This window comes from Listeria rocourtiae FSL F6-920 (assembly GCF_000525975.1).
GTDB lineage: Bacteria > Bacillota > Bacilli > Lactobacillales > Listeriaceae > Listeria_A > Listeria_A rocourtiae.
The window spans coordinates 1-20,454 of record NZ_AODK01000003.1 but is presented as its reverse complement, the minus strand read 5'-3'; the positions used below and the strand labels follow the sequence as shown (position 1 = coordinate 20,454).

Sequence of the window (20,454 nt, the reverse complement as noted above, 5' to 3'; positions counted from 1 at the left end):
GGGATTTTATGTTTGGAAAAGAAGAGGGAACATGTTCGGAAACCGGATTGGTTGAAGATTAAGATTACGAATAGTGAGAGTTTCAAAGCGGTGAAGAGCAATTTGCGGGAGAATCATTTGCATACGGTGTGTGAGGAGGCGAAGTGCCCGAATATTCAGGAGTGTTTTGGAGAGCGCAAAACGGCGACGTTCATGATACTTGGTGATATTTGTACGCGGGCTTGTCGTTTTTGTGCGGTGACAACGGGTGCTCCGACGCATTTGGATTTAGGTGAGCCGAAGCGTGTTGCGGATTCTGTGGCAGCAATGGGATTGCGTCATGTAGTAATCACGGCAGTTGCGCGGGATGATTTGGCAGATGGCGGATCGCAGGTATTTGCGAATACGGTGAATGCGATTCGATATCGAATGCCACATACGACGGTGGAAGTTTTGCCATCGGATATGAAGGGTGATTATGAGAGTTTAAAAACGTTGCTTGATGCGAAACCGGATATTTTCAATCACAATATTGAGACGGTGAGAAGGTTGACGCCACAAGTTCGGCATCGCGCGACGTATGATCGGTCACTTGAATTGTTGCAACGAGTTCGGGATATGGAGCCTGATTTGCCAACGAAGTCGAGCATCATGGTTGGTCTTGGTGAGACGCGCGAAGAACTTTTGGAAACAATGGATGACTTGTTGGCGCATGGTGTTGAAATTTTGACGATTGGGCAGTATTTGCAACCATCGAAAAAGCACTATCCTGTGGAGCGTTACTATGATCCTCGTGAATTTCGGGAGTTAAAACGGATTGCTCGGAAAAAAGGATTTATTCATTGTGAGTCAGGTCCAATGGTTCGTTCAAGTTATCATGCGGATGAACAGGTGAATGCAGCTGCGAAAAAAAAGACGGGAACAAGCTGGCTTATAAGAAAGAGGGCTGGACCGTAACCCAAATAAATCGGCGACAAGCGCTCGCATTCCAGGGATTCGGCAGACTTCCGGTTCTGCTACGCAATACTTGCTACGCTTAACTTCTTGCATGGTCGAGGAAACTACCCTCTTCCTGCTTTCAGTCATCACATACGCCAGTATGCTCCGCTTTGTTGTGGTTCTTTGAAGCAAAGCGAATTGGAACCACAATATGCAAAGGAATGGAATGAGTTTGCCATCCTCATTCTGCCGAATCCCTGGAATACAAACGCTTTCGCTCGATTTGTGTGAAGCAAGATTTACGTCTTACCCGAAAAAAGGGAATCGTGATATCTTGCTTATTTTGTGCTGAAATATGTTTTGTCTTGGTCTCTTTATTGCGGTTATGATCATTTTTTCAATAAAAATGAAACGCCCGGCTGATTTACTTTGTTAGGTTTTTGATGGGCGGTATGGTAAAATGGGAGTGTATATTAGTAACATAGAAAGTAGCTTGAGAACGCAGAATGGAACTACTTTTTGAGATAGGAAAGGTTGGGCTATAGATGGCAACGAATCATTTGCAATTAGTAATTATTACAGGAATGAGTGGGGCAGGTAAGACTGTTGCAATGCAATCTTTGGAAGATATGGGATACTTTTGTGTGGATAATTTACCGCCAAGCTTGTTGCCGAAGTTCTGGGAATTAATGAAGGAATCTGGCAAAATGAATAAAATCGCGCTCGTGATGGATTTGCGGGGACGCGAGTTTTTTGATTCCATTCAACCAGCGCTTGATGAGTTGGATAATACGTCTTTTATTACGACGAAAATGTTGTTCTTGGATGCGGATGACCAGGTTTTGGTGTCTCGTTATAAGGAAACGCGTCGTCATCACCCACTTGAGCCAAATGGCTCGGTGCTAGAAGGAATTAAGCAAGAGCGAGATTTGTTAGAGGATTTGAAGGGGCGTTCGCAGCTCGTGATTAATACGTCAACATTGGCGCCACGTGAGCTTCGGGAACGGATGAATAATGAGTTTCAAACAAGTGACCGGGAAGTTTTCAATGTGCAGGTGATGTCGTTTGGTTTTAAATATGGTTTGCCAATCGATGCGGATTTAGTGTTTGATGTGCGCTTTTTGCCGAACCCTCACTATATCGATAAGATGCGTCCACTGACTGGACTTGATAAGGATGTTTATAATTATGTGATGAAATGGCCGGAGACGGAGACTTTCTTGAATAAGCTGATGGACATGGTCTTGTTTACATTGCCGTATTATAAACGGGAAGGAAAGACGCAGTTGGTGATTGCAATCGGGTGTACTGGTGGCCAGCACCGATCTGTGGCGCTTTCGGAGTACGTTGGCAACAATTTGAAGACGAAATATGAGACGCAAATCTCGCATCGTGATATGAAGCGTAGAAAGGGCAAGTGAGATGGCAACGACACAAAAGCCGAAAGTGGTCGTGATTGGTGGTGGGACAGGTTTACCAGTCATACTGCGAGGCTTGAAAAAACAACCCATTGATTTGACTGCGATTGTCACGGTTGCCGATGATGGCGGGAGTTCGGGCAAGATTCGTGAACAAATGGATGTATTGCCACCTGGTGATATTAGAAACGTGATGGTTGCGCTGTCGAATACGGATCCACGAATGGAAGCTTTGATGCAATATCGTTTTAAAGTGGAAGGTGATTTGTCGGGGCATGTGATTGGGAACCTGATCTTGACCGCGTTATCGCAACTGAATGATAGTTACGTGGATGCGATTGAGGTTTTGGGTAAAGCAATGCGGATTCGTGGAAAAGTGATTCCGGCAACGGATCGACCGCTGATTTTGAATGCGGTGATGGAAGACGGCTCGCTTGTGCAGGGCGAGTCGGCGATTCCGATGCAGGGTCAGCCAATTGACCGTGTGTTCATTACGCCGGCGGATGTGAAAGCTTTGCCTGCTGCGATTGAGGCGATTCATGATGCGGATTTGATCGTGCTGGGACCGGGAAGTTTATACACAAGTATTTTACCAAGTTTGTTGGTGCAGGATTTACAGGATGCAATTTTTGAAAGTAAAGCTTACAAAGTTTATATCTGTAATATCTTGACGCAAGTTGGGGAAACGGATTTCTTCACAGATGCCGACCATGCACAGGTGATTTTGAACCATGTGGGACGGCCGATTATTGACGCGATGATGATCAATACAGCCGATGTACCACGACATTTGATGTTCCCTGATGACGTCATGCAGGTTGAGCAGAATTTTGAGAAGGATCATGAGTTAAATATTAATGTCATTGCTGGTGATTTGCTTTCTACGGAGGGTGGATTAGTTAGACATGCTGCGGATAAAGTGACGAATACATTATTACAGATTCTGATGAATTTGAAAGAAAAGGAATGAGGGTCTATGTCCTTTGCCTCGGAAACAAAGAAAGAGCTAACCAATTTAGATATTACGAAGACAGACGCAAAAGTGGAGCTGTCGGCATTTATTAGGATGAACGGGGCAGTCTCGTTCTCTAACCAAGTGATGGTGGTAGATGTCCAGACGGAGAATGCTGCCATTGCGCGCCGTATGTACCGGCTCTTGAAAGAATTGTATCAAGCGCCGATTGAATTATTAGTACGGAAAAAAATGAAATTGAAGAAGAATAACGTCTATATTGTGCGATTAAAAGCTAATACAAAAGAAATTCTGGCGGATTTGGCAATTTTGAATGATGGTGTATTTCAAAATGCAATTAATCCAGCGTTGATTAAGACGAAAAATGCACGCCGGGCGTATCTACGTGGCGCATTTTTGGCAAGTGGATCGGTGAATAATCCAGAAACATCATCGTATCATTTGGAAATTAATTCGGTCTATGAAGAGCATAACGACGCGATTTGTGGTTTACTGAACAGTTTCAATCTGAATGCACGGACGCTGGAACGTCGAAATGGCTATATTACGTACTTGAAAGAAGCCGAAAAAATAACGGAATTCCTGAATATTATCGGTGCTACTGGGGCGCTGCTCCATTTTGAAGATGTTCGAATTATGCGCGATATGCGAAATTCGGTAAATCGACTTGTGAATTGTGAGACAGCGAATTTGAATAAAACGATTAACGCGGCAGTGCGACAAATTGATAATATTAAGTTCATTGCGGCGGCGGTGGGCTTGGAGGCATTACCTGAAAAGTTGCGGGAAATCGCGGTTTTGCGTGTGCAATATGAAGATGTAACGCTACAAGAGCTCGGCGATATGCTTTCCAGCGGGCCGATTAGTAAATCAGGAATCAACCACCGTTTGCGGAAACTAGATCAAATTGCGGATCAATTGCGAAGTGGCGAGTCTCCGTCACAATTAGGACTTAGAATACCTTCCAATTAAATATAAATAAGAAAAGGATGCGATTAAATCATGTCAAAATTGTTTTCTACGTATACAACGAAAGGTCTTACATTAAAAAATCGAGTTGCGATGTCTCCGATGTGCATGTATTCTGTTGAAACCGATGACGGAGTGGCGAACGATTTCCATTTTGCGCATTATGTTTCGCGCGCGGCAGGTCAAGTAGGGCTTATCATGATAGAAGCAACGGCAGTACAGGCGGTCGGTCGGATTTCTCATGGTGATTTGGGCTTGTGGGATGATGACCAAATCCCAGCTTTGAAGCGAATTGTTGATGGTATACATTATCACGAGGGTGCAACGGGGATTCAATTGGCGCATGCTGGTCGGAAAGCCGTTTTAGACGTAGATCCAGTGGCACCGAGTCCAATCGCATTTGATGATGAAAGCAAGAAACCGCATGAATTAACGGCGACAGAAATAGAAGAAGTTGTGGCAGATTTCAAGAAAGCCGCTTTCCGCGCGAAAGAAGCCGGATTTGATGTGATTGAAATTCACGCGGCTCATGGCTATTTATTGCATGAGTTCCTATCACCGATTTCAAATTTACGCGAAGACGAGTACGGTGGTCCAGCAGGAAATCGTTACCGCGTGTTGAGCGACGTGATTAAAGCTGTTCGTGAAGTCTGGGATGGCCCACTTTTCGTCAGAGTTTCGGCGACAGATTACGCTCACGGTGGCTTGACCGTAGAAGATTATATCCCATTTGCAAAATGGATGAAAGCAGACGGCGCGGACTTACTTGATGTCAGCAGCGGCGCATTAGTAAATACCGTTCCAAAAGTTTATCCAGGATACCAAGTACCATTTGCTGAGAAAATACGTGCAGGCGCAGGAATTGCGACGGGTGCTGTAGGTCTGATTACGACAGGTGCCCAGGCAGAAGAGGTGCTGCAGAATGACCGTGCAGATTTAATTTTCTTAGGGCGAGAATTGCTGCGCGATCCATATTGGGCAAGAACAGCTGCGAAAGATGTTCGTGGAGAAGTAACCCCACCGAAGCAATATGAGCGTGGTGGTTGGTGATTAGATAGAAAAGCAAGCATTCCGAGGTGATGGGATGCTTGTTTTTTTATATAAATCTAGATAATTCTAGTTATCTAAACTATGAATAGAGCTACTATCTTTTGTATGTCTTTAATCGTAACGTTTCTAGTTGTATAAAATCCGGTGGTAGGCAATTTTGTTAAGCATCCTTTCCATATGCATTCATAACTATCATGTAGCGGGAAACTAATAAGATATTGATAACCTTTTAGGAATAAAAAACAACCTGTTAGGATAAAAACAACTTTGAATTTTTCATATATGCTAAGATGTAATATATGAAAAATAACAAAGAGGAGTGCTTTCATGAAAAGGCTGAAAATGACGATTCTATTCTTAAGCTGTTTCATTCTAGTCGCATGTGGAAAGGAGAATGCAGAAGAAACTACTAAATCAAGTAATAAGTTGAAAGCGAGTGTTCACACATCGATTGAAGATGTTACGTACAATCAGGCAATCAAGGAAGCGGACTTAATAGCGGAAGTCAAAAAAAGATGGGATAGAGATTGAAGATTATCCATTATTTCAACCTGGAGAAAGCTACATTTTGATGTTGATGGATTCAGGTGACGGCAAGACATTTTGGATTAAAGGGCAAGTAAACGGGACCTATTTCGTTGATGGTGATACAACATTGAAATTCGGAGACAGTGAGACTTCCTTACCGAAAAAAGAAGATATAAAAAACTTAGATAAAGCTACTATTGAAAAACAAGAAGAAACAGGTAATAACCTACAAGTTTTAGATACAGAAGCCTTTAAAACAAAACTTGAAAAGGACATGAAGGAATGAAGAAATTCTGTGTAGCGATTGTGATTTTGTTAGCTTCCATGTCGATTTTTGCCCCAGTTTCTAAAGCTCATGTTGTTGGCAGAGTGGGGAGTGAGGCTACAGGTTACCTCATTACAGGTACACATTTAGCAAAGAGAATCTCTGATTGGACAACATATTCATTAGCGATTCCCAGCGCATATGTGGCTATTACTAACTAAGGCGCAAAAAGATGGCGAAGTACAGGTATTTATCAAATTTCCAATAAAGTTGCGAAATCTGCAAATACGATTAATACCAACAGTGACCCACTATCATCAGCCTATGCTGTGACAACATCCTATTACTATCAAAATAATTACAGGATTATTCGGTGGCATATTAAGTACAATATGTATCGTATGATGAAGTTAACAAATGCACAAAAGCAGGCAGTCGCAACACATGAAATTGGACATACACTGGGCTTGAAAGATTTATATAATAAAAGCAATAATACTAATATTATGTATGGCTATGGAGGAAGTGCTTTAAAAGCATCAAACCCGTCAGTAAAAGATAAGAAAGGCGCTGCGATTGCAGTAAGGTAGGAGAAAAGATTGCTTTGGTATCAAATGATATACCACGGAAATATCCTTTACCGTAATTTGGAATAATTGTGGCTGTTACAGAAGTATGGAGATAATAAATAAAAAATACGATGTCATAGAATTTTTGTACTTTAATAGTTATATCTAGATGGCCTTATGTAATGCTAGTCTAAAAGAAAAAATGGGTACACTTTACGAATAATTGAAACAATTTTGCAATGGAAAATAAATTTACTTTGCATGGTGTCATTTTTCAACGCTCAACAGGTACACGTTGCTTACTGCCCTTTCTATCTTCCTAAATCTAGCTATGGTTTAGAAAAGAATCATAAACATCTATTAATGTAAAAATGCGTATCAAAATCTGAATTTAGATTTTGATACGCATTTTTCTAGGCTAGAGAACTTCAATAAGCTATCGACCTACAGCTTATTCCTCTATCTTTACTATGATAAAAAAAAGGTATAAGTCGATAGCTTTTTCATTATGATAGGTATCGGAGTGAGTTGACATGGGAGTCTGTCCTATCTTCTACTAATATTAGTATGTTTGATTTTATTCGTTTTCTTGTAAAATTTCTGTGTAAATATCTTCGTATAAATTTTGATAATCTGTTTCCTCTAAGCTTTCTGTTACACTATCTTCGCTTAAAAATAATTTGCTCTTCGGCTCTTCATTTGTAGGGTATTTACTTAAAAAAGCATTTGTCAAAACATAGTTATCTCCTGATGTGCTATCTCGGAGGTAGAGATAATAAGATTTTCCAACCTCCATTTTTTTGTAATTATCAATCGTTAAAGTCCTTTTTTTACCCTCAATAGGTACATTTGTTGCGACATCTTCCAAAACTTCAATTTTGTCTCCTTTTTTCAAAGTATTGGTGCTATCTTTTTGAATATCTTTTATCGTTACGCCACTCATCGTATAGAACTCTGTAGGTAATGTATTCTTGTCACTTTCTTTTTTTACGGTTTGTTCCTCGTCATATTTAATAACTTCAACAACAATTGGGGAGGTTTCCTCTAGTTCATCCAAATCAGACGCAAGAGAAGAATACTTTCCATGTGCTGAAATTACTGTTCGATTATCTGTTGGTAGTAGAGAGTTGGTTTGAGAGAGAGCTTTATCGGTATCATCTTTCTCAGTAACGGTGTTAGTACCACTCATAGAGCAACCAGATGCAAAAAGTAATAATAAACTACTAGCTATTGCGATTTTTTTTCATGTGTAATCAGCTCCTCTTATTTTATGCCTTGATAAATAGCTTTTATACCATTTAAATCATCTGCTTGAGGTTTTATTTTTCCAGTAAAACCTATATCTAGCATAATGGCATTCTTTGCTTTAACATGACCTAAACCAAATCCGTGACCATATTCATGTGCTATAGTTTCTGTCTTATTGTTAACATTTAACGCTACAAACCCTTTAAAAGTAGTTACTTCATTTTTTGCGACAACTGAGGTTGTACCATAAGTCCATGTGGAGCATGATGCAACAACTGACCCTTTATCTTGCTTTGAGCTACTCACAGTGAAGTGTGGAGATGCATTTTGACCAGTACTCAGTGTATTTAGATATGGGGAGGCGTTCCAGCTCTTGGCTCCATTAAGAATAATAGCACTATATGCCTTTGCGCTAGGATTAATAAAGGTTTTGAAGTTTTTTGCTTCAGCAATCTTCATGTAGTAGCCTAGCTTAGTATACGCCATAGCGTTTGAGGGATAAGCAAGGATAAATAACATAGCTAATCCAATAATTAAACTCAAATATTTCTTCTTCATGTGTAAATCTCTCCTTTTGTATTTGTTAGTAGCTAACTACAGAAAGAGCATAACATGAAAAAGAATTAAAAAACCAAATATGTCGTGAAATGACTTTTTTTGATCTTGAACGCTAAAAACTACTATGTTCAATGCTATCAAGCATACCATATCATAAAATATGTTTAATAGAAAATTGAAAGGAACAGTAGGATATAGGTAGTATGGCTACAAAATTTGAAGGTAACATAAAAAAGTAACGCTATTTTTATTGGCATTAGGAAGCAATACTATAAATCTGATTTTTCTTTTTTTTATGCGGTATTTCCTGAATTTTAAAATAGAGCTGATACTCAAAACTAAAAAAGCAACGGCAGAAATAATAATAGCAACTGAAAAACTTTCTTCTAACAGGAAATATCCAATTAAAAATATTGTAATTGCCCCTGTCAATACTCCGAATAGATAATCCAAAACCTCTTTTGTCATATGGAAATCTCCTATTTTTGTTGTTTTTCTGACATATATTTTTTTAAAACTAGCGTTCAGGACTAAAAAACTAGCGTTCACGACAAATTTGGTTTTTCGTCCCTTTTTCGTGTTATTATGAAAAAATAGCATGTAAAGTTTTATAGCTAGTTGCTTATCAAGAATAATCATAACATGAAAATCGCAGTCGCAATCATTTTTATCTTGAAAAGGCTGATTTTAGTCTTGAGTGCAGAGTTTTCCATAAAAAAAAGTATTGCACATCCGACAATATACCTATATAATTAGGAGATTCGATTATTGAAAAGGAGAACAGACATGCAAGAGGTTCAAACTTATTTTCTATCGGCGGTATTGGGAGGTAGCGTGCAGATTATTTCTCTACTTATGGGAATCCAGATTCTTGGTAAATGTATTTTCTCCAAGTTAAACTTGATTATTTTATTTTCAATCTTACTAATTGCGGGACTATTATTACTTTATTATGTCCAGTATTATTCGCTAATAGTTACAATTTGTGTATTAATTTTTGCGATACGGTATAAGAAGGGAAGTTGGCTTTTGTCAATAAGCTTGCCATTTATATGCCTCATATATCTTGTTGCTGTGGATTCTCTCATAAATTCTTCAGCGCTAATAATATTCCAATCAACCGTTGAAAGAAATATTTCTGACCCTAAAATGTATCTTATAATCTATATAGCATGGCTAGTTCTTACTTATATATTCTATAAAGTAAGTGCAAAAATAATATTTAGCGATAAAATCAGAGGAATTGCAATTAAAAATAAAATCATGTTGCTCTTTACATTGATTATCACAATTCTCATTGTGTATTTACACATCTATTTAGAATCAACCTATCAATTTGCAAATGAAATTGTGCTCTCAAATGCTATCCTATTCCTCATATACTTTCTATCAATCGCAATAATCTTCATGCTAATCCTCAAAACCAGTGAGCGGCAAGTAACGGCAGAAAATCAAGCGCTAAAAAAAGCAACAACTAGAGGAATATGTAACATCGATGGAGAAACTATATAGCGAAATGAACACGTTTAGGCATGATTATATCAACATATTGGCGAGCTTAAAAGGCTATATCGAAAAGGGAGACCAAGCATTATTGCAAGCATATTTTGAAAATACGATTTTGCCGTTATATATACGTAGAGAAACAGGGGGCACCGAGGAATGATGAATGTTTTTATTTGGATTGTTATTATTGCAGTGATTTGTGTGGCGTTGTTTATTGGGATGATGTTTTTGTGGAAAAAACGAGTGAGAATTTCTAAGACGCAGCGTTATTATATTTTTCTAGCGGTTGGGATTATTATCGTGACTGCGGTGATTTTGCAATTGACGCTATACATGTCGAGTACATATCAGTTTCCGAAAACGATACTTTATTTGACGGAGATACTTTTTGTGATTTATTTAGGCATTATTTGTCTGGTGTTGGTGAAGGTGTACCGAGCAAATTTGAAAGAGGCACAGCGCCGAAATCAAGAGGAGCAGATGGTTCAATTGCAGGAATATGTAGCGAATGTTGAGCAGCTACAGGCAGATGTTGTGCATTTTCAGCAGGATTATGTGGAAGTGTTAGCGAACTTGGAAACGCTGATTTCGAATGGCCAAATGGAAGAATTGGCGGCATATTTTGATGCGAACATTATGCCGGTGAACAAGAGCATGGTGGATAATAAGTACAAATTATCGCAAATTAAGAATATGCATGTTTTGGAGTTAAAAGGATTGCTTGCGGCTAAAATGATGCGTGCCCAGGAGCTGAAAATTGACGCTCAGCTGGAGATTGTGGAACCGATTGAGACGATTTCGATGTACAAAGTGGAGTTGTGTCAGATTGTTGGAATCTTGCTGGATAACGCCATCGAAGCGAGTGAAGGGCAACCGGGTGCATTTATGAAAGTAGCCTTCGTGAAGAATGAGAATACAGTGACGTTGTTGGTGCAGAACAGTTTACCGGAAAACATGCCTGAAATTCACCAAATGTTCGAGAAAGGTTTTTCGACAAAAGGCGAAAATCGTGGTTTGGGGTTGGCGATTGTAAGAGGAATTTTAAATAAGAATCCATCTGTTGTTTTAGATACGCAAGTACTTGAGGGTGAGGCGTTTATGCAGGGATTGGTTATTAGGCAGTAGGGGATGGTGATTTGGATGGAGTTAGGAACTATACTTACTTTAATTCAAGATACAGCAGCACAAACGTTGTGTGTAGTAATCACGATACATCTGCTAGCTAACAAGGCTTTTACAAAAGTGGAGATGTTGATGATTGTATTAATTTTATTCTTCGGGGGAGTACCACTTCTGGGATATTATCAATATTTTTCAATTATATATATCATCCTAGTGTTAGTGGTTGCATTTAGGTGGAAAAAGAAGGATTGTTTACATCAACGTCGGTGCCTCTTATTGCAATTATTTTCATAGTAATGGTGAACTATATTTTTGATGGGATTTCCATTGTATTATTTGGTATAGGGAATAGTTATATTGAGGAGTACCTAAATACAGTATATGATTTATTGTTACTTGTGGCGAACTATTTAATGTGCCTTCCAGTAGCTAAATTATTAAATAAAGATGCTATCCAAAAGAGCCATACTATAGATAAAATATTGATGCTGTCTACTTTATTAACGACTGTTATTTTACTTTATATGTTCATCTTTATAGGCTCATTATATGACTTCTCAAATGAGATTATGGTAATAAACGCAATGCTCTTCACAGTGTACTCAAGTTTGATATTTATTGTATTTACTATCATGCTAAAAATTAGTGAAAATAAGATAACTTTAGATAATCAGAGGGAAAAGCTTTTGCAACTGAAATCTTACACGGAGAAACTAGAGGAGGTTTATGGTGAAATGAATTTGTTTAGGCATGATTATATTATAATATATTAGCAAGTTTGCAAGGGTATATTAGTAATGGAAATCAGCAAGCGTTAGAAGCTTACTTTAGAGATGAGATAGCGCCACTAGCAGAAAAATTTGAGTAAAATTCAAACATAGATAGGAGAAGTTCATGTACTCATCATTGTTTTTATGGATAGCAGGCACATATCAATTATTTGGGATTGTTGTAGTTACTAATGTGCTAGCTAAAAAAAATATTGTCAAAGAGAGATGTTATCTTAACAGCAGTTATCATGACAATCGGTGGATCGCTACTTCTAAACACTGTCCAATACTATGCAGCAATATATACTTTAGGCGTTCTAGCTCTATCTTTAAGTTGGAAGGGAGTTCATTGGGGAAAATCTTTTGTTTTTGCTATAGTAGGTCAGATACTATTTATTATAAGTGATTATTTAGTGGGAGTTTTTGCTGGAAAAGCTTTGGGGCTGCACAGTCAAGACTATCATGCAACTTTTCTTGATGCTGCGTATGTAATGATAATTTTTGTTACCCCAAGTCTAATAGTAGGGTACATACTGGCCCTTTGTATTAATTGGATAATGCGCAGAGATAATCTTAAAAGCACGGTGAAATATAATGAATACGCGCTAATATTCTTACTTTTGCTTACTATAATTATTATCTACATTCTGATATATTTGGAAAATATTCTAAAGCTTCCAATCGCGGTAGCCGAACTATACATTGTTATATTTTCATTCCTACTTTTAGCAATAGGCATCGTATTTGCGATTATCATTAAAGTTGAAAATGAACGCGTTGATCAAATGAAGCAAGAGCAAGAGTTAGCACAGTTGCGTGATTACACGGAGAAATTAGAGATGCTGAATAATGAGATGAGTCTATTTAAGCATGACTATATCAATATTTTAGCGAGTTTGCGAGGTTATATAGACAATGGAAATCAGCAGAATTTAGAGGAATATTTTCAAAACTCGATTACTCCTTTAACCGAAAAATTTAATAAAGAACAATTATTAAAATAGATAGGAGAGTTTCATGTATTCATTACTAGTGCTATGTATGGGAATAACATATCAAATATTTGGAATTGTGATGGTTACCAATGTACTGGCTCAAAAAGATTTATCAAAAAAAGATATAAGCTTAATAATCATTATTATGACACTTGGAGGCTCAATCTTTCTAAATTTAATAGGATATTTTTCACAAATATACATATTGGGAGTGCTGGTATTATTTTTGAGGTGGAAAGGTGTTCGTTGGTTAAGCGCTTTTATTTGTGTTATAGTAGCTCAAATATTACTTCTCATAGGTAACTATATAGTTGGGGTGTTTGCAGCCAATATTTTAGGCTTGTACAGTAAAGATTACACTACTACCATTTTTGATATGATGTTTGGAATGGTAGTGTTTATAACACCGTGTCTGACAATTGCTTATATACTGGCACTCTGTATTCGTGGAGTATTACGTGAAGATAATTTTGAGAATACTGTAAAATATAGTGAGTATGTTGTGGTGGCTTTGCTTGTATTAACTATCGTGATTATGTATACCCTCATTCATCTGGATAATGTTTTGGGGGGGCATATTGAAATTGCTGCGTTATATATTTTTATATTTTTTGCGCTACTCTTTGCAATAGGCATGGTACTTGTGATGATAATTAAGGTTGAAAATGCGCGTGCTGAACAAAAGAAGCAAGCGCAGGAACTGGCACAGTTGCGAGAGTATACGAATAATTTAGAGAAGATATATAGCGAAATGAGTCTGTTTAAACATGATTACGTTAATATCTTAGCTAGCATTCAAGGGTACATTGCAAAGGGTAACATAGATTCGCTAAATCGATATTTCAATGAGACTATTAAACCTTTACGGAATTTCGAATCAATAAACAAGAACAATAGATGCTAGTGTAGAGGGGAAATCATAGTATCATTTATAAATAAGGAACGTATTAAAATGGAAGCATAGAAAGCGGAGCACAAGGAATTATCCAAGTATACAATGGTGTTTTAAAAACTTTCAAATAAAATGAGTGACTTCAACCATGATTACATCAACATTCTAGCAAGTTTACACGGCTATATGGAAAAAGGGGATCAAATTCTTCTCAAAAACTATTTTCAAAAAACGATTCAACCTCTAAACCAAGCCTTGATTAATAATAAAAACAACATTCAGAATATGCGAAAGGACGAAACTAATGATTCCAATTTATATATGTGAAGATGACGAAATGCAGCGAAATAAAATTGTCGCGTGCATCAAGGATTATATTACTATCGAACATCGGGATATGCGCATTCTACTTGCAACAGAAAATCCTACGAAGCTATTGAATGCCAGCAAAAAAAAGAAAGAGCCAGGGCTATACTTCCTAGATGTCGCTTTGAAAACGCAAATAATTAATGGCTTCGAACTAGCGAAAGAAATTAGAAAAAATGATCCGCGTGGCTTTATCGTATTTATCACGTCCCACTCAGAAATGAGCTACCTCACATTCACCTATAAAATCGAGGCTATGGATTACATCATCAAAGACGATTACGAGAATATCCGGCAGCGGATTATCGAATGTATGGAAAGTGTCAGCAAGCGTATTAAAAATCACGGAAACAAAGGCAAATATTTAACGATAAAAATAGATGACAGAATTATACATGAACCACTAGAAAATATCTTGTTCATCGAGACTTCCCCGCGCGCGCATAAAGTAATTTTACACGGTCGAAATCGTCAAATTGAGTTCTATGGAAAATTAAAAGATATGGAGTCCGAGCTAGACGAACGATTTTATCGAACACATCGTGCTTTTCTGGTAAATAAAGATCACATTTTAGAAATCGATAGAAGTAAGGGCGTTGCTCATATGGTAAATGGTGAGAAATGTATGGTCTCTACAAGAAAAATAAAAGGCTTAAAAAAAATAAAAATCAGGATAAAAAATGATTTTCCAAGCCATTTTTTTATCTTTTTTTTACTTTAAAAACTATTTTTAGTTATATTTATAACTTAAAAACACCCGTTTTTTCGCGTTTACGAACGAAATCGCTACGTTCACGACAAAATGATAAAATGAGTGATTTTCTATCGTATAATAAGTTTATGGAAATAAGGCTTACTTAGATGAGCTTTTTGAACCATATTATTCGATACTAAAAAGGAGTAGATTACGAAATGATGACACCATTTGTTCAAGCAAAAATGGCTAGCACACAACCATGCTTATTTTTTCAAAAGGAGATTGTTCGTGATTTACAGTTTTTTAGCCCCGTTTTGGCTAAAATTAATTTAGTTGATCGTAATAGTGAGGATTCGAAATGGGATTGTCTGATGTTAGCAGTATTTTCACAGCTTGGACGTGACTATATAAAAAAAAGAGGACTACGTTTTAGATCGGTTTCCAGTAGCTGATAATCAGCCCAAATACAAAATGTTGATTACATATCGTGGCTACATCTATTTTTTGGATAGCATCACAGGGCACGTTGGGATCAGTGATAATCGATTTTTGGTAGGACTTAACCGCGACAAGCTGTACATGATTGTTTATCGGGATGAGGCACTGTATAGTAAGCCGTTGAGAGGGAAGCAAACGCTTCTCTCTCAAGACGGAAGAGTAACACGAAATATAGAGAAAATATTGAATGAGAATGAAATACCACATGATAGGATAGAAATTGCAGAGTTTGTTAATTCGGATAGAGCTAGTGAAATTTCGCTAGTTTCTGTCTGGGAATTAGCACTCGATGAATAGGGAGGCGAATGGATATGTTTAGTTTGACCGTCCCCAATATGGCAGCAAAGATTACCAGAACAATTTTCCGTGATAGGGAAGTTGATGAAGACAGATTTGCGATTGTGAAGTATGGTGTAGAAATATTTTTAGTGAACGTGACGAAGGGAATTACCGTATACCTCGCCGCTGCCTTTTTAGGGATGATTTGGCAGACGCTAGTTGTACATGTTTCTTACTTGATTGTTCGTAGGCATTCCTTTGGCTTGCATGCGAAGACTAGTTTGGGGTGTACAATAACAAGTGTTGTGATGTTTGTGGTGTTACCGTATTTCGTTAAGGACATACAATTGTCTGGGTGGATAATTGTTGTTATTAGTATTTTTATTTTACTGAATATTGCGATATATTCTCCATCGGATACTGAGAATATGCCACTTTTTAATGCTCAAAAAAGACACAAAATGAGGGTTAAATCTATAATAAACTCTTTTTGTTTGCTATTGTGTATACCTATTATAAATATTGATTGGATTATAACATTAATATTATTCGGCAGTTTGCTTCAAGTAGTCTTAATTCACCCTTTGACATATAAATTTTTAAAGAGGAGATACAATAATTATGAAAATATACTATGAATTTAAGAAAGAAAATAAAGGTTTTAAGGACAAGCTAGAGAAATATGCTGTTAAATTAGCGAAAAATTCAGTTAAAAAAAAGTTGTCCAGGATTTATTTATGAGCCTAAAGTACCGATATCACTACTTTCATCAAAAAATGACTAGAAGCCGCTCATTGTAATTTGTAAATTAGAGTTTTTTCATCTATAATTTAGAAAGAAATACTCATAATTTATGACATAGGGGGACAATGCATGGCCACTGTTATTAGTTGTATAACGCAAATAATTTACTTTTTGGTGGGTGTTCAAGTTATTAGTAGAATAAAGTTTTCATGGAAATTAACATCTGCTATTGCAATTTTATTGATGGCAGTTGCAATACCGCTACTCTTTTTTATTAGTTACCTCTCTGTACTATTTATTATGCTAGTATTATTTGGTGTATTGTATGTCAAGTCAAAAAGTATTACGATGTCAATTATTAGTGTGATTGGAGCATTTATTATCACCATAGTAGCCTACGCACTTGCATATGTTACTATGATGATAATATCAAGTTTTACAGAGTTGGTCGTTACTGATGATTCGTTTATTGAAGGGGTACTTATCTTTATGTATGTTTGTATCTTACTTAAAATAATAGATACTACTCTGAGTAAGCGTAGAAATGATGTTGCAATTCAGGGGAAATATCTATCGATAATAGTAATCATTAGCTCTATTACACTCTTTCTATTTTATATCTATATTTGGCAAGGCAGTATTTCAGGTTTTTCTGATGAAACTTTGAAGACCAATGCAACTGTGTTTCTTGTATATGCAGGCATTATGGGGATAGTATTGGGAATTGTTGTGAAAAATGCAGTCAAATCAGCTAGATTAGAAGCTCAAGCTCTCCAAATGAGCCAGCTCCGCGAATACGTTGGCGCGCTCGAAGCACTTCAAAAAGATATGCGGGTTTTCAGACATGATTACGTGAATATTTTATCAGGTATCAATGGTTTCATCACAAACTCGGATATGGATGGGCTTAGTGTTTATTTCCGGACGAAGGTTATTCCGATGAATTCTGATATGGAAGTTAATATTTCAAAGCTTTCGACTTTGCAGAATCTGGAGGTTATTGAGCTTAAGGGATTGTTTGCTACGAAGATGATTCGGGCCCAGGAACTTGGAGTTGATGCGCAGGTTGAGGTTTATAAGCGAATCGATGAAATGAATATGGATAGTCTTGATTTATGCCGGGTGGCGGGGATTTTATTGGATAATGCAATTGAGGCAGTTGTTGATACGGATGATCCAACTATACGTGTAGCAATTATTCAGAAAAAAGAAGCGATTGTACTCATATTTGCTAATAGTTTGCCGGAAAATTCGCCACCGATTCATCAGTTTTTCGAGGAAGGGTTTTCTACGAAGGGCGATAATCGTGGAATTGGCTTGTCAACTTTGAAGAATACGTTAAAGAAATATCCTAATGTATCTCTGGACACGAAGATAACGCAACATGGGTTTGTACAGGAACTGGAAATCGGCTAACAGGAGGTGAGGAGATGATAGAGGTTTTTATCTGTGAGGACGAGGTTACTCAGTGAAATGAGCTTGTTAAACATGTCGAGAATTATATCATGATGGAGAATTTTGACATGGAGCTAGCTTTGTCCACAGGTGACCCTGAAGAACTATTATCTTACGTGCAATTTGGTGGCGAAGGAATGGGTCTTTACTTTCTAGATGTTGACTTGAAGCATCCGCGGCTGGACGGTTTGGATCTGGCGCAGAAAATTCGGGAATATGATCCTAGAGGGTTTATCGTTTTCATCACAACTCACGCGGAACTTAGTTACTTAACTTTTACATATAAAGTGGAGGCCATGGATTATATTATCAAAGACGATTTCGACAAAGTGCGCAATCGGATTTTTGATTGTATGAAAAGTGTGGAAGAGCGCGTTGGTAGGGAACGCAAAGAGGTCGGCAAGTTTTTCACGATGAAAACGGATGAGAAGGTCATTCATGAACTCTATGATGATATCTTATTTTTGAGCACATTAAAAACGAAGGCGCGTAGGATTATTTTGCATGCGCAGGATCGCCAAATTGAGTTTTATGGTACGATTAAAGGGTTAGCGGATAGTCTTGACGAGCGCTTTTATAAGACGCATCGGGCTTACATCGTGAATACGGATAAAATTGAATCGGTGAATTATGTCGGTGGTGTTATTACGATGGTGAATCAAGAGGAATGTCTTCTTTCTTCAAGGGAGAGTAAGAAATTCCGTGCGTTTATTCAGAAACGACGCGAAGATATGGATTAAAAAATCCCGAACTAATCTCTATTCAGAGGTAGCTCGGGATTTTTTTGCTTATTTTAGACCAGCTTTGTTGACTACAATGTCATCAATTAGGCCGTATTCTTTCGCTTCTGTTGCTGTCATGAAGTTGTCGCGGTCTGTATCGCGTGAAATAACTTCGATTGGTTGGCCTGTGCGATCCGCCATAATCGTATTCATACGCTCTTTGATTTTTAGAATGTGACGAGCTGCGATTTCGATTTCCGTTGCTTGACCTTGTGCGCCGCCTAACGGTTGGTGAATCATGATTTCAGCATTTGGAAGTGCAAAACGTTTGCCATCCGCACCAGCTGTCAGTAGGAATGATCCCATCGATGCTGCCATACCCATTGCGATTGTTTGAACGTCTGCTTTTACGAAGTTCATCGTGTCATAAATCGCCATCCCAGCAGAAATACTACCACCTGGTGAGTTGATATAAAGGAAAATATCTTTCTCAGGGTCTTGCGCGTCTAGGAATAGCAACTGAGAAACGATAGAGTTGGCAACGTTATCGTCAATCGCGCTACCTAACATAATAATCCGATCTTTAAGTAAACGGGAATAGATGTCATACGCACGTTCCCCACGGCTAGTTTGCTCGATTACTGTTGGAATTAAATTCATAATAAAAACGCCTCCTGTTTAGGTATATTTCATTTAAAAAGCATGACTTTCTTGCCTTTTATTTCTTACTTTATGATTACATATTACACGATTGGTCAAACTAGGTCAAACGAAAGGCTCGAATGAAATTTTGATATGAGATAAAGCTTGTGCAATCAGGAATTTTCCGCTATAATTATTGATTGTGAGTGTATTAAAAATCCGTCCTCGTGGTGCAACGGATAGCACGTGAGCCTCCGAAGCTCAAAATACAGGTTCGATTCCTGTCGAGGGCATAAATGAGTACAGAAAGAAGTCGTTGAACTGTGGGTAACTTGTTGATGTGACAAGTAATCTAGGCAGTTTAACGATTTTTTTGTTTTTTTATAGTATTACTATGATTTTCAATCTTTTGTGGCAGAATTTTTTCTTCACTGGAATAGCCAAGTTTTTTGCTATATATTAGGATTTTTTATCATTAAGGTATGGTATAATATTTCCAATAGCACTAAAATAAGGAAGGAATGAGCGACAAGTGGCAAAGAAAATACAGTTACCAAGTGGTCGATTAGCCGAACATGCGATTGCGATTCAAGCAACGACAAATACGTTGAAATTACAGCCTAAGCCGAATGTGTCGTATTCTACGGGTAGTGCTCGCCAATTAGTAGAAAGCGCGATGGAGTTTGCACAAATGACAGCGACTACACCAGCGGCATTTCAAAAGGATACCTCAAACTTAAAAAAATGTTGAGAAAGCGTTTGTGGCATCCGAAAAAGCATTGGGCGATATGCTACATCAAGGAATCGAATGGATAGGCAGTAAAAAATAGATAAGGGGGATACATAGCCATGCAGCCAAGACAACGAGAAGAAGATGCTTGGAAAGAACAAATCAAGAAAGAACGGCAGTTTGAGGAATTGGAGCAACTATTTTCAAAAGCGAAACGGGCACAAGAAAATGTGCTACATACTTTTCAGGATGCGTGGCAGGGGAATCGGTCACGACAGCGATTAGGACTCATCGAAGAAACGATGACGGAAGAATGGCAGAAACGGAAAAAACAGATGTATGTCGTGGATGATGCGATACAGGCATCGCGTCGCGCACACCAACGAGCCAAATTTGCATCGAAGGAGGCTGATGCGCATGCCACGGATTGAGATTGGGGAAGTACGTTACTTTGTAGAGCAGTTTTTAAGAGAAAGTAAGCGATTACGAGATGCGTTGCGAGATTATCGGAAAGCCGTTGCGAAATTAGTGGCGGATGGT

28 protein-coding genes and 1 tRNA gene are annotated in these 20,454 nt (G+C 37.9%); 25 read left to right on the top strand and 4 right to left on the bottom strand.

The annotated features are described in order from the left end of the window. The first annotated feature begins 12 nt into the window (after positions 1–12). The 9 genes from lipA to PROCOU_RS00535 all read left to right on the top strand — a co-directional run bounded on the left by lipA (position 13) and on the right by PROCOU_RS00535 (position 6,711). The gene (gene lipA / locus PROCOU_RS00575; RefSeq protein ID WP_051994006.1) at positions 13–936 is read left to right on the top strand and encodes a lipoyl synthase; all 924 of its coding nucleotides are present in this window, start codon (positions 13–15) and stop codon (positions 934–936) included. A 527-nt stretch (positions 937–1,463) separates the two neighbouring features. Continuing rightward, positions 1,464–2,339: an RNase adapter RapZ gene (gene rapZ / locus PROCOU_RS00570; RefSeq protein ID WP_036069003.1), complete on the top strand. Its 876-nt coding sequence runs from the start codon at positions 1,464–1,466 to the stop codon at positions 2,337–2,339. 1 nt (position 2,340) lies between these two features. Then, positions 2,341–3,306, top strand: a complete 966-nt coding sequence (locus tag PROCOU_RS00565) for a gluconeogenesis factor YvcK family protein (RefSeq protein ID WP_036069001.1) — start codon at positions 2,341–2,343, stop codon at positions 3,304–3,306. A 6-nt stretch (positions 3,307–3,312) separates the two neighbouring features. Further along, on the top strand, positions 3,313–4,281 hold the full coding sequence (whiA, locus tag PROCOU_RS00560; RefSeq protein ID WP_036068999.1) for a DNA-binding protein WhiA: 969 nt from the start codon (positions 3,313–3,315) through the stop codon (positions 4,279–4,281). 30 nt (positions 4,282–4,311) lie between these two features. After that, on the top strand, positions 4,312–5,328 hold the full coding sequence (namA, locus tag PROCOU_RS00555; RefSeq protein ID WP_036068998.1) for an NADPH dehydrogenase NamA: 1,017 nt from the start codon (positions 4,312–4,314) through the stop codon (positions 5,326–5,328). A gap of 327 nt (positions 5,329–5,655) precedes the next feature. Beyond that, complete coding sequence (locus PROCOU_RS00550) at positions 5,656–5,859, top strand: hypothetical protein (RefSeq protein WP_036068996.1); 204 nt, start codon at positions 5,656–5,658, stop codon at positions 5,857–5,859. Positions 5,860–5,896: 37 nt separating this feature from the next. Beyond that, positions 5,897–6,142: a hypothetical protein gene (locus PROCOU_RS00545; protein WP_133620782.1), complete on the top strand. Its 246-nt coding sequence runs from the start codon at positions 5,897–5,899 to the stop codon at positions 6,140–6,142. Further along, a complete protein-coding gene (locus tag PROCOU_RS00540) occupies positions 6,139–6,342 on the top strand; it encodes a hypothetical protein (RefSeq protein WP_036068993.1) in 204 nt (67 codons plus the stop codon). Before PROCOU_RS00545 ends, PROCOU_RS00540 begins: the two co-directional genes overlap by 4 nt. A gap of 108 nt (positions 6,343–6,450) precedes the next feature. Beyond that, the gene (locus PROCOU_RS00535; RefSeq protein ID WP_133620784.1) at positions 6,451–6,711 is read left to right on the top strand and encodes a hypothetical protein; all 261 of its coding nucleotides are present in this window, start codon (positions 6,451–6,453) and stop codon (positions 6,709–6,711) included. A 556-nt stretch (positions 6,712–7,267) separates the two neighbouring features. Here PROCOU_RS00535 and PROCOU_RS00530 read toward each other — a convergent pair. The 3 genes from PROCOU_RS00530 to PROCOU_RS17380 form a co-directional block, all read right to left on the bottom strand. Next, a complete protein-coding gene (locus PROCOU_RS00530) occupies positions 7,268–7,879 on the bottom strand; it encodes a hypothetical protein (protein WP_051994003.1) in 612 nt (203 codons plus the stop codon). A 74-nt stretch (positions 7,880–7,953) separates the two neighbouring features. Beyond that, positions 7,954–8,496: a matrixin family metalloprotease gene (locus PROCOU_RS00525; RefSeq protein ID WP_036068990.1), complete on the bottom strand. Its 543-nt coding sequence runs from the start codon at positions 8,494–8,496 to the stop codon at positions 7,954–7,956. 207 nt (positions 8,497–8,703) lie between these two features. Next, positions 8,704–8,964 (bottom strand): hypothetical protein, encoded by a 261-nt coding sequence (locus PROCOU_RS17380; RefSeq protein WP_149023596.1) that lies wholly within the window; start codon positions 8,962–8,964, stop codon positions 8,704–8,706. Positions 8,965–9,282: 318 nt separating this feature from the next. On the opposite strand from PROCOU_RS17380, the gene PROCOU_RS00515 reads away from it, so the two are divergent. From PROCOU_RS00515 to PROCOU_RS00455, 13 genes are all read left to right on the top strand, one after another. Continuing rightward, positions 9,283–10,008, top strand: coding sequence for a hypothetical protein (locus tag PROCOU_RS00515; RefSeq protein WP_036068987.1), 726 nt, complete (start codon positions 9,283–9,285; stop codon positions 10,006–10,008). Next, on the top strand, positions 9,992–10,162 hold the full coding sequence (locus tag PROCOU_RS17635) for a hypothetical protein (protein WP_159101166.1): 171 nt from the start codon (positions 9,992–9,994) through the stop codon (positions 10,160–10,162). Before PROCOU_RS00515 ends, PROCOU_RS17635 begins: the two co-directional genes overlap by 17 nt. After that, positions 10,159–11,127, top strand: a complete 969-nt coding sequence (locus tag PROCOU_RS00510; RefSeq protein WP_051994000.1) for a sensor histidine kinase — start codon at positions 10,159–10,161, stop codon at positions 11,125–11,127. The genes PROCOU_RS17635 and PROCOU_RS00510 overlap by 4 nt, the downstream gene beginning before the upstream one ends. Positions 11,128–11,357: 230 nt before the next feature. Beyond that, positions 11,358–11,897: a hypothetical protein gene (locus tag PROCOU_RS00500; protein ID WP_133620792.1), complete on the top strand. Its 540-nt coding sequence runs from the start codon at positions 11,358–11,360 to the stop codon at positions 11,895–11,897. A 245-nt stretch (positions 11,898–12,142) separates the two neighbouring features. Continuing rightward, on the top strand, positions 12,143–12,898 hold the full coding sequence (locus PROCOU_RS00495; protein WP_036068983.1) for a hypothetical protein: 756 nt from the start codon (positions 12,143–12,145) through the stop codon (positions 12,896–12,898). A gap of 13 nt (positions 12,899–12,911) precedes the next feature. Further along, entirely contained in the window at positions 12,912–13,793 is an 882-nt protein-coding gene (locus tag PROCOU_RS00490; RefSeq protein ID WP_133620796.1) for a sensor histidine kinase, read from the top strand. A gap of 292 nt (positions 13,794–14,085) precedes the next feature. Then, positions 14,086–14,868 (top strand): LytR/AlgR family response regulator transcription factor, encoded by a 783-nt coding sequence (locus PROCOU_RS00480; RefSeq protein ID WP_051993997.1) that lies wholly within the window; start codon positions 14,086–14,088, stop codon positions 14,866–14,868. 191 nt (positions 14,869–15,059) lie between these two features. Beyond that, positions 15,060–15,296: a hypothetical protein gene (locus tag PROCOU_RS00475; protein WP_036068980.1), complete on the top strand. Its 237-nt coding sequence runs from the start codon at positions 15,060–15,062 to the stop codon at positions 15,294–15,296. Between the two features lie 19 nt (positions 15,297–15,315). Continuing rightward, the gene (locus tag PROCOU_RS00470; RefSeq protein ID WP_036068979.1) at positions 15,316–15,639 is read left to right on the top strand and encodes a hypothetical protein; all 324 of its coding nucleotides are present in this window, start codon (positions 15,316–15,318) and stop codon (positions 15,637–15,639) included. A gap of 14 nt (positions 15,640–15,653) precedes the next feature. Then, the gene (locus PROCOU_RS00465; RefSeq protein WP_051993994.1) at positions 15,654–16,259 is read left to right on the top strand and encodes an accessory gene regulator B family protein; all 606 of its coding nucleotides are present in this window, start codon (positions 15,654–15,656) and stop codon (positions 16,257–16,259) included. Positions 16,260–16,324: 65 nt separating this feature from the next. Further along, positions 16,325–16,405 (top strand): AgrD family cyclic lactone autoinducer peptide, encoded by an 81-nt coding sequence (locus tag PROCOU_RS19150; protein WP_149023597.1) that lies wholly within the window; start codon positions 16,325–16,327, stop codon positions 16,403–16,405. An 89-nt stretch (positions 16,406–16,494) separates the two neighbouring features. Beyond that, complete coding sequence (locus PROCOU_RS00460) at positions 16,495–17,781, top strand: sensor histidine kinase (RefSeq protein WP_036068978.1); 1,287 nt, start codon at positions 16,495–16,497, stop codon at positions 17,779–17,781. Positions 17,782–17,870: 89 nt separating this feature from the next. Continuing rightward, positions 17,871–18,560, top strand: coding sequence for a LytR/AlgR family response regulator transcription factor (locus tag PROCOU_RS00455; protein WP_077913270.1), 690 nt, complete (start codon positions 17,871–17,873; stop codon positions 18,558–18,560). Between the two features lie 48 nt (positions 18,561–18,608). Here the strand turns inward: PROCOU_RS00455 and clpP are convergent, their stop codons facing one another. Beyond that, positions 18,609–19,202 carry an ATP-dependent Clp endopeptidase proteolytic subunit ClpP gene (gene clpP / locus PROCOU_RS00450; RefSeq protein ID WP_036068976.1) on the bottom strand — a complete coding sequence of 198 codons (594 nt, stop codon included), beginning with the start codon at positions 19,200–19,202 and terminating at the stop codon, positions 18,609–18,611. Positions 19,203–19,405: 203 nt separating this feature from the next. On the opposite strand from clpP, the gene PROCOU_RS00445 reads away from it, so the two are divergent. From PROCOU_RS00445 to PROCOU_RS00435, 3 genes are all read left to right on the top strand, one after another. After that, a tRNA-Arg gene (locus PROCOU_RS00445) sits at positions 19,406–19,477 on the top strand. 239 nt (positions 19,478–19,716) lie between these two features. Continuing rightward, a complete protein-coding gene (locus PROCOU_RS00440; RefSeq protein ID WP_036068974.1) occupies positions 19,717–19,935 on the top strand; it encodes a hypothetical protein in 219 nt (72 codons plus the stop codon). 98 nt (positions 19,936–20,033) lie between these two features. Further along, on the top strand, positions 20,034–20,345 hold the full coding sequence (locus PROCOU_RS00435) for a hypothetical protein (protein ID WP_036068972.1): 312 nt from the start codon (positions 20,034–20,036) through the stop codon (positions 20,343–20,345). The last annotated feature ends 109 nt before the right edge of the window (positions 20,346–20,454 follow it).